At 72.9% G+C, this 12980-nt stretch carries 14 protein-coding genes; 6 read left to right on the forward strand and 8 right to left on the reverse strand.

Features of this window, described 5'->3' with window-relative positions:
• The first annotated feature begins 116 nt into the window (after positions 1-116).
• The gene (locus SRB5_RS08840) at positions 117-494 is read left to right on the forward strand and encodes a SchA/CurD-like domain-containing protein (protein WP_153450943.1); all 378 of its coding nucleotides are present in this window, start codon (positions 117-119) and stop codon (positions 492-494) included.
• 62 nt (positions 495-556) lie between these two features.
• Here SRB5_RS08840 and SRB5_RS08845 read toward each other — a convergent pair whose 3' ends face one another.
• The 6 genes from SRB5_RS08845 to SRB5_RS08870 form a co-directional block, all read right to left on the reverse strand.
• On the reverse strand, positions 557-1009 hold the full coding sequence (locus tag SRB5_RS08845) for an anthrone oxygenase family protein (RefSeq protein WP_153450944.1): 453 nt from the start codon (positions 1007-1009) through the stop codon (positions 557-559).
• Positions 1010-1022: 13 nt separating this feature from the next.
• Positions 1023-1403, reverse strand: a complete 381-nt coding sequence (locus SRB5_RS08850) for a SchA/CurD-like domain-containing protein (RefSeq protein WP_153450945.1) — start codon at positions 1401-1403, stop codon at positions 1023-1025.
• A gap of 2 nt (positions 1404-1405) precedes the next feature.
• On the reverse strand, positions 1406-2143 hold the full coding sequence (locus tag SRB5_RS08855; protein WP_153450946.1) for an SDR family NAD(P)-dependent oxidoreductase: 738 nt from the start codon (positions 2141-2143) through the stop codon (positions 1406-1408).
• Between the two features lie 5 nt (positions 2144-2148).
• A complete protein-coding gene (locus tag SRB5_RS08860) occupies positions 2149-2409 on the reverse strand; it encodes an acyl carrier protein (protein ID WP_323377329.1) in 261 nt (86 codons plus the stop codon).
• Positions 2406-2744: a TcmI family type II polyketide cyclase gene (locus SRB5_RS08865; RefSeq protein ID WP_323377330.1), complete on the reverse strand. Its 339-nt coding sequence runs from the start codon at positions 2742-2744 to the stop codon at positions 2406-2408. The genes SRB5_RS08860 and SRB5_RS08865 overlap by 4 nt, the downstream gene beginning before the upstream one ends.
• A 134-nt stretch (positions 2745-2878) precedes the next feature.
• Positions 2879-4132: an aldehyde dehydrogenase family protein gene (locus SRB5_RS08870; protein WP_153450947.1), complete on the reverse strand. Its 1254-nt coding sequence runs from the start codon at positions 4130-4132 to the stop codon at positions 2879-2881.
• A gap of 125 nt (positions 4133-4257) precedes the next feature.
• On the opposite strand from SRB5_RS08870, the gene SRB5_RS08875 reads away from it, so the two are divergent.
• On the forward strand, positions 4258-5562 hold the full coding sequence (locus tag SRB5_RS08875) for a hypothetical protein (protein ID WP_153450948.1): 1305 nt from the start codon (positions 4258-4260) through the stop codon (positions 5560-5562).
• A 116-nt stretch (positions 5563-5678) separates the two neighbouring features.
• Here the strand turns inward: SRB5_RS08875 and SRB5_RS08880 are convergent, their stop codons facing one another.
• Positions 5679-6512, reverse strand: coding sequence for an AfsR/SARP family transcriptional regulator (locus SRB5_RS08880; RefSeq protein WP_153450949.1), 834 nt, complete (start codon positions 6510-6512; stop codon positions 5679-5681).
• A 6-nt stretch (positions 6513-6518) separates the two neighbouring features.
• Positions 6519-7280: a thioesterase II family protein gene (locus SRB5_RS08885; RefSeq protein ID WP_323377331.1), complete on the reverse strand. Its 762-nt coding sequence runs from the start codon at positions 7278-7280 to the stop codon at positions 6519-6521.
• Positions 7281-7621: 341 nt separating this feature from the next.
• Here SRB5_RS08885 and SRB5_RS08890 point away from each other — a divergent pair, with 341 nt between their 5' ends.
• From SRB5_RS08890 to SRB5_RS08905, 4 genes are read left to right on the forward strand one after another with little or no spacing between them, the layout of a single operon-like run.
• Complete coding sequence (locus SRB5_RS08890; RefSeq protein WP_153450950.1) at positions 7622-7963, forward strand: hypothetical protein; 342 nt, start codon at positions 7622-7624, stop codon at positions 7961-7963.
• A gap of 6 nt (positions 7964-7969) precedes the next feature.
• Positions 7970-10246, forward strand: a complete 2277-nt coding sequence (locus tag SRB5_RS08895) for a TOMM precursor leader peptide-binding protein (RefSeq protein ID WP_323377333.1) — start codon at positions 7970-7972, stop codon at positions 10244-10246.
• A gap of 17 nt (positions 10247-10263) precedes the next feature.
• Positions 10264-11418, forward strand: coding sequence for a sensor histidine kinase (locus SRB5_RS08900; protein WP_153450951.1), 1155 nt, complete (start codon positions 10264-10266; stop codon positions 11416-11418).
• A 54-nt stretch (positions 11419-11472) separates the two neighbouring features.
• Positions 11473-12972 carry a peptide MFS transporter gene (locus tag SRB5_RS08905; protein ID WP_153450952.1) on the forward strand — a complete coding sequence of 500 codons (1500 nt, stop codon included), beginning with the start codon at positions 11473-11475 and terminating at the stop codon, positions 12970-12972.
• The last annotated feature ends 8 nt before the right edge of the window (positions 12973-12980 follow it).

Here is a 12980-nt window from a genome sequence, read left to right on the forward strand (position 1 = left end):
GGGGCGGGCTGTGGCGGCCCTCGAGCGGGAGGCGACCGGGCTTTGGCGCCATGGCAGACAGGACCCGTGTGTCCGCCGCCCGTTCGTACCCGTCCGCGAGGATGCGAGGAGCTGCCATGCCGTTCGCCGCGATCACCTACGACATCAAGCCCGGTTTCGAGAAGGAGATCACCGAGATCTTCACCGGCTTCCGCCGCGTGGGCTCCCCCGTGGTCAGGGACGCGACCGGCGCGCAGTCGGCGCGGATCCTGTCGACCGCCGTGTTCATCCGGGACGCCACGATGGTCCGGGTCATCGAGTACGAGGGCGAGCTGGCGGACATCGCCCGCCACATGGCGGTCCAGCCGGGCGTGCGGGAGGTCGAGGAGAAGCTGGCCCCGTATCTGTCGCGGCCTCGCGCCACGGACACCGTCGAGGGGTTCGTGGCCACGTTCGAGCGGAGCCTGCTGACCTGCATGGCGCAGATGTCGGTACGGGACCACGCGCCGGCCTGAGACGGCGCGGGAAGCCGCCGGCGGGCGGGGGACCGGCCGGTCCCCCGCCCGCCGGCGGTCCGTCAGAGTGCGGTGACCCCGGCCGCGTTCACGACGAGCGCCGCGATCGCCAGCCCGGTGCGGAGCAGATGCCAGCGGCGCCACAGCGGCCGCGGGTCGCTCCAGTCGGCCGGCAGCGTGTCGGGGTCGGTGACCGCCTTCACCCGCCGGTTGATGGGCACGTTGCACAGATGGGACACCGCGGAGACGCCCAGCAGCAGCGCCGCGGCGGCGGCGAACAGCGCGCGCGCGGCGCCGCCGGCGACCACGGCGAGCGCGGTGCTCAGGGCGCAGGACCCGAGCACCACCGCCGGCATCGTCGGGTCCCAGTTGCGGCCGAGCAGCTTGTGCGCGTACACGTAGGTGCCGGCGGGCATGGCGAACAGAGCCGGCAGCACGCTCAGCGCCACCGCGAACAGCACCCCGGCGGTCACTCCGCTCCCCAGGAGCGCCGCCACCCCCAGCGCGTCGGTCATGGTCACGTCCCGCCTACGCGCCGGCGGGGTGGGTGTCCACCGTCAGCTGGGCGACGGAGCGCATCGTGGCGTCGCGGAAGTACGCGGCGAAGCCCTCCGGCGTGGTGGTGTCGCGCTCCTCGGCCAGATACCGCTGCAGCTTGCCCTCGAGGATGTGCACGCCCTTCTGCCGGGCCATGTGCCGGCCCACCGCGGCGAAGTCGCCCTCGTAGTGGATGACCCGCACCATCACGTCGTCCTTGATGAACACGCCGGTGCCCAGCAGCCGGCCCGCCGCGTCCCCGTCCTCGTCGGTGAAGTCGGGGGTGTCGACGCGCTTGAACGCGGCGAAAATCTCGGCGATCTCGTCCTCGTGGCCGGGCTTGACCCGGTAGGTGATCGCTGCGTACGGCATGGTCAGATTCCTCCATCGACGGTGAGCGTGTGGCCGGTGACGTACCGGGAGGTGTCGCCGGCGAGGTAGAGCACGGCGCCCGCGACGTCCTCGGGGCGGCCGAGCCGGCCCAGCGCCGTCATCGCCGTCAGCCGGGTCACCAGCTGCGGCGGCAGCCCGGCGCCCGGTTCGGTCTCGGTGACGCCGGGGGCCACGGTGTTCACCCGGATCCCGCGCGGGCCGAGTTCCCTGGCCAGGGCGCGGCCGAAGCCGACGAGCGCCGCCTTCGAGGCCGAGTAGTGGGTGCCGAAGGCCCGGCCGCGCAGCGCGACCGAGGCACCCACGTTGACGACCGACGCGCTGTCGGTCAGCAGGTCCAGCACCGCCTGCGTGACCAGATACGCGGACGTCACGTTGTGGCTGAAGAGCCGCTGCCACTCCGGCTGTTCGAGCTCGGCGAACGCGCGGTGTCCGTCCACGCCGACGTTGTTGACCAGCACGTCGAGCGCGCCCAGCTGGGACCGGCAGGCCTCGGCGACCGACGCGGCGCCCTCTGCGGTGGTGACGTCGGCGGTGACCGTCAGATGCGCCGGGTCCAGCTTCGCCAGCTCCCGGCGCAGCGCCTCGGCGGCCTCGCCGTCCGTCCGGTGCACCGCGATCACCTGGGCCCCGGCCGCGGCGAAGGCCCGGACGACCGCGAGGCCGATGCCGCGCGTCCCGCCGGTGACGAGAACGCGCTTGCCCGCCAGTCCCATGTCCATACGCGTCACGCCTGTCCGGGAAGGTTCGAGTTGATCAGCTTCAGCAGGATGCGGGGCGTCTCGGCCTCCACGACGGCGTCGTCGGAGAGCCGGATCCCGTGCTCGCGCTTGAGCACCCCCGTCACCTGGAGCAGGGCCAGCGAGTCGTAGCCGAGCTCGAGGAACGGCACGTCGAGGGAGCGCTCGTCCTCGAGCGGGATGCCCTCCGACTCACCGGCGCAGATCCGCAGCTGCTCGGCCAGCTCCTGCAGCGAGAACTCCGTCACAGCAGTCGGCCCCCGTCCTTGGTCCAGACGTAGAAGGGGTTGGCCATCGCGTCCTTCGGCTCCTTCCAGTTCGGGTCGTACGGCGAGACGCACTCGGCGAGCCGGGTGTTGATGTCGTCGTACAGCGGGTGGCTGCGGGCCTGGTACAGGTTCGGGGTGATGTCCTCGTCCGCCTCGACCAGATGGAAGTACAGGTCGTGGAAGGTGAAGAGAGTCCGCCGGGACACACCCACCAGGTGGGGCAGCTCGGAGGAGTCCGACTCCTCGAAGATCTTCGCGATGGGGCCGGCCATTCCCGGCTCCATCCGGGCCACTATCAGCGTTCGGTGTGCCACCGTCAGCCTCCTTGCGGGGAAGTACCGCGCGCCGCGACGGGCGGCGGGCGCCCCCGGCAGATCCGTCAGCAGGGGGCCTCACCCTGACGCACGGCTCTACAGCCCTGCTCAAACCGCCCTGCACCGCCGATCGTTCAGCGCAGTGGGCCGGTGATCACCGAGCGGCGCAGCGCGGCCTCCGCCGAGAGGAGCAGCGGCCGGCCGATGAGCCGCCCGTCGCGCCGGACACCGGAGGCGTGCACGCCGTAGCCGCCCATCGGCTGGTTCCCGTCGTCGAGGTCGAGGGCGGTGGAGTTGCGCACGAGCACCGCGGTGCCCAGGGTCTCGCCGGTCAGCCGGGGCTCGCCCAGCACCGACACGTACATGCCCCGGGCCAGCTCCACGGGGTCGCGCGCCCACTCCCGCAGGCTCTGCGGATCGTGGTACGGCACCACGCAGAACAGCGGCGCCAGCAGCTCCGGCGGGTGGAAGCCGGCGTCCTCGGGCAGGACGAGCAACGCGGCCTCGACGGTGCGGCGCTGACGGTCGGCGGCTCCTCCGATCACCAGATGGTCCGCGTACTCCTCGACGAACCCGGCGGCGCGCTCCACCCCGTCGGCCGTGGTCAGCGGCGCCAGCACGGTGTCCGGCCAGCTGCGGGCGCCGACGGTGAGCACGGAGAGCTCGGCGCGCAGCCGGTCCACGACGGCGTCCAGCCGCAGCCGGTGGACGAAGATCACGTCCGGGCAGAGCCCGTCCTGGCCGGAATTGTGCAGCCGGGTGCGCAGCGCGGTGCGGCAGGCCGCCGCCGGGTCCGTCCTGGGGCCGATCACCAGGGGGTTGGGCCCGGTCCCGCGGAGCAGGAAGAGCGTACGCGTGTCCAGCTCGGCCATCAGCTGCCGCCCGGCGTCCGGATCGCCGGACCAGAACACGGCGTTGGCGTTCGCGCACTCGCGCCGGAAGGTCTCCGCCCGGCCGTCGGTCAGCCGCAGCCGGCCGGCCAGGGCGGGCGGGAGCAGCCGGGAGACCACCCGGTGCAGCAGGGCGGTGGACTCCTCGAACCCCTCCGGCGCGTGCACCACCACCTCGTCGGTGTACAGCGCCGGGACGACCGCGCTCAGCGTGTACGCCCACAGCGTGCCGTACGCGGGCAGCCGGACGCACAGCTTGCCCAGCCGCGGCGGGCAGGTGCGGGCCAGCTCGCGCGGGGCGCCGCAGAGCACGCCGGCGGACCGCATCAGCTCGTCGCGGGCGCTGCTGCAGGTGGCCGTGCGCGTCAGCACGGCGAGCACCTGGTCGCAGCCGCGCAGCAGCGCGGTCGCCGCCGACAGGGCCGTGGTGTGGGCGGCCTCGAGGTCGAGCCAGGTACGGGTGAAGGACTCCAGGACTGGCATGGATCGCCGGCTCATCACGCTCTCCAGTGATTCTTGAGACGGCCCGGTTACCGTCTCCCGCACCTCTGGTTCGCCTCTCCGGAGCGGCTCGCCGGCCCCGCCAGGCCACCGCCAACTCGCACAATAAGGCGGTAACTCATATGTGTCCAGACATCACACGAAATCTCCAGCAGACTGGACAGCTCTCCCGGGCCTGGTTCCACGCAGCGGACCGGCCCGCCCCCGCGGACCTGCGCACGCTGGACCAGCACGGCATCACGGCCGCGCTGCACCGCGCGCTGCGCGGGCCGGGCATCTCGCTGCGCAGTCCGCTGCCCGCCGGCCCCCTGGTCCTCCCCCGCTCCTCGTACGACGAACTCTTCGATCTCACCAGGGCGATGCTCGGCCTGTGCCGGCGCGCCGTGCTGGCGCTCGCCCCCACCTGGCCCGCGCGGCTGGAGGCCCTGGGGGCGCAGCCGGAGGACCATCCGCTGCTGTCCGCCCTGGACACCACGGAGACCGAGTACTGCACGCTGATGGCCTCCGCCGACTTCACCGTCGGCCCGCAGGGGGCGCCCCAGCTGCTCCGGATGCATGCCGCCGGGGACATCCGGGGGGTGGCCGAGACGGCCGCCTTCACCGGGGTCTGGCAGCGGGCCCACCGGCCCGGCGCCTTCTTCGGCCACGACCCCGTCGGCCGCCGGGCCCGGTCCGTCGGCGAGGTGTGCGCCGCCCGGGGGCTGGCCCGTTCGGCCGCCTTCCTGGGCGGTCCGCGCTCCGGCGCCCGGCCCGACGCGCCGTACGGCGAGGCCGACGCCGAGCGGATGCGCGGCTGCGGCTTCACCACGGACTTCGTCGAACCGGCGGAGCTGCCGGACGCCCTGGGCCCGCCCGGTGCACCGCGGTACTCCGTCGTCCTCGACAACGGCGCGGCGACCCCCGCCGCCCTGCGGCGCGGGCTGCTGCTGCCCCCGGCCGGCAGCGCGCTGCTCGCGGATCCGCGCACCCTGGCGCTCGTCTCCGCGGGGCTGCCCTGGCTGACCCGCCGGGAGGAGCGCCTCGTCCGGCGGCATCTGCCGTGGACCCGGATGACGCTGCCGGGGCGTACCCGGTGGCGCGACGAGGAGTGCGAGCTGCCGGACGTACTGCTGCGCCACCAGCAGCAGTTCGTGCTGCGGCCCGGTCATCCGGCCGGCAGCCGGACCCTGGTCGGGTGCCACACCGCCGCCGGCGTGTGGGCCCGCGCGGTCGACGAGGCCTTCACCCACGGCTCGGGGGTCGTCCAGGAGTACGTGGAGCCCGCGGCCGTCACCGTGGAACTGACCGACGGGGAGGTCTTGTACCCCGCGTCCGTCGCCCCGGTGCTGACGGCGATGCTCTTCGCCGGCCGGCCCGGCGGCTGCTGGGCGCGGTTCACCGTGGCGGACCGGGGTCGGGCCGAGAACGCGGTTCTGGCCTGGGAATGACGTCCCGCGGCGGGCCGGCCCGCGGTTACCCGGCCGCGGGCACGTGCCGGGAAACGCCGGGACCCGGGGCTTCCCGCCCCGGGCCCCTCCCCGCGCACCCGGCTCGGCCGGGTGGCTCAGGCGCCCGTGACCCGGCTTCCCGTGGGGCCGCCGACGGTCACCGGCACGTCCAGTTCGGGCGCGGAGTCCAGCACCGCCCGCTGCAGCCGGTGCAGATGGGGCGAGGGGTCCAGGCCCAGCTCGACCGCCAGCACACTGCGCAGCCGCTGGTAGACCTCGAGCGCCTTCATCCTGCGTCCGGAGCGGTACAGCGCGAGCATCAGCTTGGCGTGGATGCCCTCGTCCATCGGATGCTGCGCCGCCAGTCCCGCCAGCTCGCCCACGAGTTCGTGGTGCCGGCCCAGGTTGAGGTCGGCCTGGATCCGCTGGTTGAGGATGCTGAGGCGGGACTCCTCCAGCCGCGTCGCCTCGATCTCCAGCAGGCTGCCGCACTGCACGTCGACCAGCGCCGGTCCGCGCCACATCTCCAGCGCGGTGCGGAACCGCTCCGACGCGGCGGCGAAGTCCCCCGCCTCCAGCGCCCGGTGCCCGGTCGCCGCGGCCCGTTCGAACTCCGTCATGTCGACGAGGCCGCCCTGCGCGTCCAGCAGATAGCCGCCGGACTCCGTCACCAGCACACTCTTCGCGCCGTTCGGCAGATCGGCGTGCTGGCCGTCGCCCAGCGCGAGGGCGATCAGATTGCGCAGCTGCAGCACATAGGTCTGCAGGGTCGTCTGGACACTGCGCGGCGGCGACTGGCCCCACAGCTCCTCCACCAGGGCGCCCACCGAGACCACATGGTCGCTGTTGAGCGCCAGCAGCGCGAGCACCTTGCGCGGTTTCACCGCGGTCGGCACGATCGAGACCCCCGACTGGACCACCCTGCACGGTCCGAGAACACTGATGTCCATCGCTCGTCACCCCCCGTGTCCGGCCGCAGTGGTATGCGGACGTCTGTCGAGCAGCCCCGCGAGCATGCGGGGCAGCGTCTCGTCCCGTACGAAATAGTGGCCGCCCGCGACCTCGCGGGCCTCGAAGGATCCCGTGGTGTAGCGCCGCCATTCGGCCACCGCGGCGGCCGTGGCAACGGTGTCATCGACGCCGGAGAACGCCACCACGGGACAGGACAGGGGCCGGCCGGCCCCGGTCCGCAGATCCCTGGCGAGGGCCAGATCGTCCCTGGTGAGCGAGAGCACGCTGCTCAGCCACCGGGGTCTGTCGTAGAGGTAGGACGGCAGCGTGCCGTACCGCGAGAGGACGGCGAGCAGCCGTTCGTCGGAGACCGTGGGGGGTTCCTCGAGCGCGGGGGTCGGCAGATGCGGTGCGGCGCAGGCGCCCAGCGCCACCAGTTCGGGGCCGGGCGCGCCGCGCTGTTGGCGGTGCTCGGCCAGCCGGTAGGCGACCAGCGCCCCGAGGCTGTGCCCGTAGAACGCGTACGGCGCCTCGAGCAGCGGGCCGAGCTCCCGGTCGAGTTCGCCGATCAGCCGGCGGGCGTCGGTGATGCGGGGTTCACGGATCCGGGTCTCGCGGCCCGGCAGGCGTACGGGCAGGACGGATACCCCGTCGGGAAACCTCGTCGGCCAGCGCGCGAACGACAGTGCGCCGGAGCCCGCGTGGTGGAAGCAGAACAGATTGAGCGCGGTGTCGGGCCGGCCGCCGGCCGCCAAATAGTCGCTCACGCCTCCCCCTCGGTGGCTGTGGAGGCCCCGATACTCACGATCGGCGCTGGAATCACACTCGACACGGAGTGGAAGAGTGCACGGGGGCTCCGGTTAACCTTGGAATCCTGTCAACTCGCAGGGTGTCATCCGGCACGGGAATCGCCCAGTGCGCGGATCACCGGCCTGCCGTGAAGATCCCCCTCCACCACCCGTGAATTATTCATATGCCAAAAGGTGCGGGGCTCACTGTACGATCCGGCTGTTATCGCTCAGAGTCTTCTCGCATACGGCTCAATCCTGAACCGTCCGCCGTTCCAAACGAATTGACGAGGAGCGTCAGATCCGTGTGTGATACCGCATTGTCACAGGGCACTGAAGACCTCCGGAACACGGCAGCCATCGAGGACGACTGGCGATTCGCCGAACTCGTCGTCCGCAGCATCCTCGACCCGGAGCTCGCCGGCCGCTACTCGGCCGACCCGCGGTCGGTCCTGGCCGAGTTCGGCCTGCGCACCGACCACCGCACCCAGACTCCGGCCATACCGACGGGCCTGTCCGCCGGCATCCGGATCGTCCCGCTGGACCGTTCGCCCGTCACCCTGGCCGGTACCGGCTGCGGCGTGTGCCGGTCCGACGACGACGATGACGCGCCGGACACCGTCCGGACCCCCGAGAGCTCGCTGGCACCGGCCCGCGGGTGACCCGTCGTGACCGTCACGCACCCCCGGCTGGGCCTGGGCAGACATCTGACCCAGGCCGTCGTCCCGGGCGACGCAGCGTACTTCGTCTCCGAACGAGGTGTGACCGGGATCGACGGCAGGGCCGTTGAGGCGCTGCTGCCACTGCTCGACGGCACGCGGAGCCTGTCGGCCCTGGTCCGGGAGACCCAGGGGGTGCTCAGCCCCGCCGAGGTGGGCCTGGTGATCGCACGGCTCACCGAGGCGGGGCTGCTCCGCGAGTTCTCCGGTCCGCCGGAGAGCCCGCAGAGCGCGGGGGAGCCGGCGCGGGCCTTCTGGGAGGCCGCGGAGCTGGAGGCGGAGCCCGCCCAGCGCGCGGTCGCCGCGGCCCGGGTCCGGCTCACCGCCCTGGACGGCTGCCCGCAGGCGGGCGTCCTGGCGGCCTTCGCCGCGGCGGGGCTCGAGGTCACCGCGGACCGCGACGCGGATCTGCACGTCGTGGTCTGCACCCACTATCTGGACCCCGCGCTCGGGGACGTCGACAAGCAGCGGCGGTCCGACGGCGTGCCCTGGCTCATCGCCAAGCCCACCGGCGTACTGCCGTGGGTCGGGCCGGTGTTCCGGCCCGGCGGCGACGGTCCCTGCTGGCACTGTCTGGCGCACCGGGTGCGGCTGCACCGGCTGACCGAGCAGTACATCGGACGGGCCCTGGACCTCGCGTCCCCGGTCGGCCCGCCGCCGACCGCGACCCGCGCGAGCCGTTCCCTGGCGCTGCAGATGATCGCCTCGGAGTCCGCGAAGTGGCTCGCCGGCTACCGCAGCGACAGCCAGGACGCCATCTGGACGCTGGACCTGCTGGGGCTCGAGTCCGACCAGCACCCCGTGCGCCGCCGTCCGCAGTGCGCGCACTGCGGTGACCCGCGGCTGGTGACCGGCCTCGTCGAACGCCCGGTACGGCTGACGGCCCGGCCCAAGAGCAGCCTGACCGGCGGCGGTCACCGCTCCCTGACGCCCGGTCAGATGATGGAGCGGTACGGCCATCTGGTGGGCAAGGTGACGGGCGTCGTCACCGACATCCAGCCGATGCCCGGCTGTTCCCCTCCGCTGTACTCCTACCGTTCGGGCCCGAACCTCGCACTGTCCCGCCGGGGGCTGTCCGGCATGGTCTCGGGGCTGCGGCAGCAGAGCATGGGCAAGGGCGTCACCGAGCTCGAGGCGAGGGTCGGCGCCCTGTGCGAGGCCCTGGAGCGCTACTCGGGCGCCCGGCACGGGGACGAGCCCCGGGTCCGCGGCAGCCTGCGCCGGCTCGGCGACGAGGCGATCCACCCCAACGCCGTCCAGCTGTACGACGAGCGGCAGTACCGGCACCGGCTGGAGTGGAACGCCGCGCACCCGCCCTTCCAGTACATCAGCGAGCCCTTCGACCCGGACGCCGTGACCGACTGGACCCCGGTCTGGTCACTCACCGGCGGGCGACGCCGGCTGCTGCCGACGTCCCTGCTCTACTACGGGGCCGCCGCCGCGTCCGGCAGCGGCTTCGCCCGGGCCGACTCCAACGGCTGCGCCGCGGGCAGCAGCCTCGAGGACGCCGTCCTGCAGGGGTTCTACGAGCTGGTGGAGCGCGACGCGGTCGCCCTGTGGTGGTACAACCGCACCCGGCAGCCGGCCGTCGACCTGTCCGCCTTCGACAGCGGCTTCCTGACCGCGATGCGCCGGCGCTACGCGGAGCTGGAGCGCGAACTGTGGGTCCTGGACATCACGTCCGACCTGGGCGTCCCGGCCATGGCCGCGGTCTCCCGGAGCACCGCCGGCGCGGCCGAGCGCCTGATGTTCGGGCTGGGCTGCCACAGCGATCCGCACGTCGCCCTGCGGCGCGCCCTGACGGAGATGAACCAGCTGCTCCCGATGGCCCTCGACGCGCCGGCGACCCAGGCCGCCGTGGCGACGGACCCGCAGCTGCACGACTGGCTCAACCACCGCACGCTCGCCGACCAGCCGTACCTCGCGCCCGACCCCGCCGCGACGCCGCGCGACGCCGCGTCCTACGGGTACACGCCGCGGGACGATCTGCGCGACGACGTCCTGGCGGCGGTGGAGCTGACGCGCCGGCACGGTCTGGAGTTCCTGGTCCTCGACCAGACCCGGCCCGACATCGGCCTGCCGGTGGTCCGGGTGCTCGTCCCGGGGCTCAGGCACTTCTGGGCGCGCTTCGCGCCGGGCAGACTGTACGACGTCCCCGTCCGGCTCGGCCGGCGCCCCGCGCCGGCCCGGTACGAGGACCTGAACCCCATCCCGTTCTTCCTCTGAGGGCTGGGAGGCCGGCCATGACAGTCGAATCCGCGCAGCGGACGGCAACGCTCCTGCTCACCGTCCTGCTGTCCAGCGTGATGTTCACCGCGATCCTGCACCTCGTGTACGAGAGCGAGCAGGTGTGGCAGATCGGGTTCGGCTGTCTGGCCATGGCCGGCATCTACGTGTGCCAGCTGTACACCACGCGCAATCTCGCGCGGATCCGGCTGAACGGCCGGACCAGGGCCTGGCTGATCGCCGGCCAGGCCGTGCTCACGTACGTGCCCATCTACTACCTCTCCGACCACTGGGTGGGCCTGTCCGGCATGCTGGCCGCGACGGTCCTGCTCACGATGCGCGGGTCGTGGGCGTGGCTGCTGGCGTTCGTCTCGTGGAGCAGCGTCATGGTGTCGGGGCGGCTGGCCGGCTACGGCTGGAACGACGTCGCGTGGACGGGGTCCGCCACGCTCACCATCGCCTGCATGGTCTATGCGGTGTCGCTGCTCGCCGACCTGGTGGTGCGGCTGCGCGCCGCCCAGGACGAGCTCGCCCATATGGCCGTCGAGCAGGAGCGGCTGCGGTTCTCCCGGGATCTGCACGATCTGCTGGGCATCAGCCTGTCGGCCATCACGCTGCGCAGCGAGCTGAGCAAGCGGCTCGTGGACGTGTCGCCGGGCCGGGCCAAGGAGGAGCTCACCGCCGTGCTGGAGACGTCCCGGCAGGCGCTGGCCGATCTGCGGGCCGTCTCGCGCAAGTACCGGGAGCTGTCGTTCGCGGCGGAGCTCAAGTCGGTGGTCGCGCTGCTGGACACCGCGGGAGTCAGGGTCACCTGCGACACGCGGCTGGACGATCTGGAGACCGACACCGAGACGGTGCTCGCCACCGTGCTGCGCGAGGCCGTGTCCAACGTGCTGCGCCACTCCAGCGTCCGCGTCTGCCGGATCGAGGCCGGGCAGTCGGACGGCACGGTCCGGCTGTCCGTCGTCAACGACGGTCTGGACCCGGCCGGTCCGACGCCGCAGCACGACAGCAGCGGGCTGCAGAACCTCTCCCAGCGCGTCCACGCCATCGGCGGCACCCTCGAGGCCGAGGTGCGGCCCGACGGCTGCTTCGGGCTGACGGCCCGGGTCCCGGTCTCGGTGGCCGCCGGTTCCGGCGGCCCTCAAGCGCCGCTCCACCAGGACTGCTGAATCTCGGGTCTCCCCCGGCCTCGACGGTGGCCGGGCCCAGACCCGGGAGGACGCATGACGTCGTCGGTCAGCACACCCGCACACGACGCCGCGGGCGGCGCGAGGCCGGAGGAGCCCACGTTCCTGGGCCGGCCACGCTGGTTCGTGGCGCTGTTCGGCACGGACATGTGGGAGCGGTTCAGCTTCTACGGGATGACGGCGATCCTCTTCCTGTACGCCTCGGAGGAGAAGAGCGGCGGCGGCCTGGGGCTCAGCGACGCGGAGTCCGCGCGCCTCTTCGGCCTCTACATGGCCGCCATCTTCATCGCCAGCGTGCCGGGCGGCTGGCTCGGCGACCGGGTGCTGGGTCCGTACCGCAGCATCCTGTACGGCGGTGTGCTCATCCTGTGCGGCCATGTCTCGCTGGCCGTGCCGAGCAACGCGACCTTCGCCCTGGGGCTGCTGCTGGTCGCGGCCGGTACCGGGCTCATCAAGCCCAACCAGGCGAGCATGCTGGCGGCGTTCTACCGCAGCGAACAGCGTGCCGAGCGGGACGCCGGGTTCGCGATCTTCTATATGAGCGTGCAGGTGAGCGCGCTGATCGCGCCGATCGTCGTGGGCGGGCTCGGGGAATCGGTGGGCTGGCACTACGGGTTCGGCGCGGCGGCCGTGGGCATGGCGCTGGGGCTCGTCCAGTACGTGCGCGGCTCGGTGTACTTCGGTCCGGTCGGCCGGGAGCCGGAGCGCCGGGCACAGCGCGCGCAGTTGCTGCGGGTGCGGCGCGGGGCGGTGGCCGTCGTGGCGGTGCTCACCGTGGGGTACGGCGCCGACGTGCTGGCCGGGACCTTCCGGGTCGAGCACGCGCTGGGGCTGGTGGGGCTGCTCTCGCTGGGGCTGCCGGTGTACTTCTTCCGCAGGCTGCTGCGCGATCCGGCGGTCGGTGAGCGCGACCGGGGGCGGGTGCGCGCGTACATCTGGTTCTTCCTGGCCGGCGCGCTGTTCTGGGCGCTGTTCATCCAGGCGGGGGCCGTCTTCTCGCAGTTCGCCAAGAAGTCCACGGACCGGACGTTCGGCGATCTGACCGTTCCGGCCAGCTGGTTCCAGTCGGGGATCCCGCTGTTCGTGCTGCTGGCCGCGCCGCTCTTCGCGTGGATCTGGGTGCGGGCGGGCGACGCGCTGCCGACCGCCGCGAAGTTCGCGATCGGGATGGGGATGATGAGCGGCGCCTATCTGCTGGCGGCGATCGCGGCCTCGTTCGCCTCGGACGGGCAGCGGGTGTCGCCGCTGTGGCTGATCGCCGTGTTCGCGATGATGGCGTGCAGCGAACTGTCCTTCGCCCCGGTCGGGATGAGTGCCACCACGGAGATCGCACCGCCCACGTTCGTCAGCCAGATGGTCGGGCTGTTCTGGCTCGCGGGCGCGCTCGGCGGCGGTATCGGCGGGGCACTGCTCTCGCCTCCGGCGGATCAGGTGCCCGGCTCCGGGTGGTTCCTGGGCGTCGGGTCGGCCGCGCTGGCCGCCGGGATCGCGCTGGCGCTGTTCCGGCGGTCGCTCACCCGCCGGCTGGGGGTCTGAGGTCCGCG

The sequence above is a fragment of the Streptomyces smaragdinus genome (genome assembly GCF_009604385.1).
GTDB lineage: Bacteria > Actinomycetota > Actinomycetes > Streptomycetales > Streptomycetaceae > Streptomyces > Streptomyces smaragdinus.

Bases quoted from the DNA above. Each gene is read 5' to 3' on its own strand.
- SRB5_RS08840 (WP_153450943.1), top strand. From the start codon at position 117: ATGCCGTTCGCCGCGATCACCTACGACATCAAGCCCGGTTTCGAGAAG.
- SRB5_RS08845 (WP_153450944.1), bottom strand. From the start codon at position 1,009: ATGACCGACGCGCTGGGGGTGGCGGCGCTCCTGGGGAGCGGAGTGACC.
- SRB5_RS08850 (WP_153450945.1), bottom strand. From the start codon at position 1,403: ATGCCGTACGCAGCGATCACCTACCGGGTCAAGCCCGGCCACGAGGAC.
- SRB5_RS08855 (WP_153450946.1), bottom strand. From the start codon at position 2,143: ATGGACATGGGACTGGCGGGCAAGCGCGTTCTCGTCACCGGCGGGACG.
- SRB5_RS08870 (WP_153450947.1), bottom strand. From the start codon at position 4,132: ATGAGCCGGCGATCCATGCCAGTCCTGGAGTCCTTCACCCGTACCTGG.
- SRB5_RS08875 (WP_153450948.1), top strand. From the start codon at position 4,258: ATGTGTCCAGACATCACACGAAATCTCCAGCAGACTGGACAGCTCTCC.
- SRB5_RS08880 (WP_153450949.1), bottom strand. From the start codon at position 6,512: ATGGACATCAGTGTTCTCGGACCGTGCAGGGTGGTCCAGTCGGGGGTC.
- SRB5_RS08900 (WP_153450951.1), top strand. From the start codon at position 10,264: ATGACAGTCGAATCCGCGCAGCGGACGGCAACGCTCCTGCTCACCGTC.
- SRB5_RS08905 (WP_153450952.1), top strand. From the start codon at position 11,473: ATGACGTCGTCGGTCAGCACACCCGCACACGACGCCGCGGGCGGCGCG.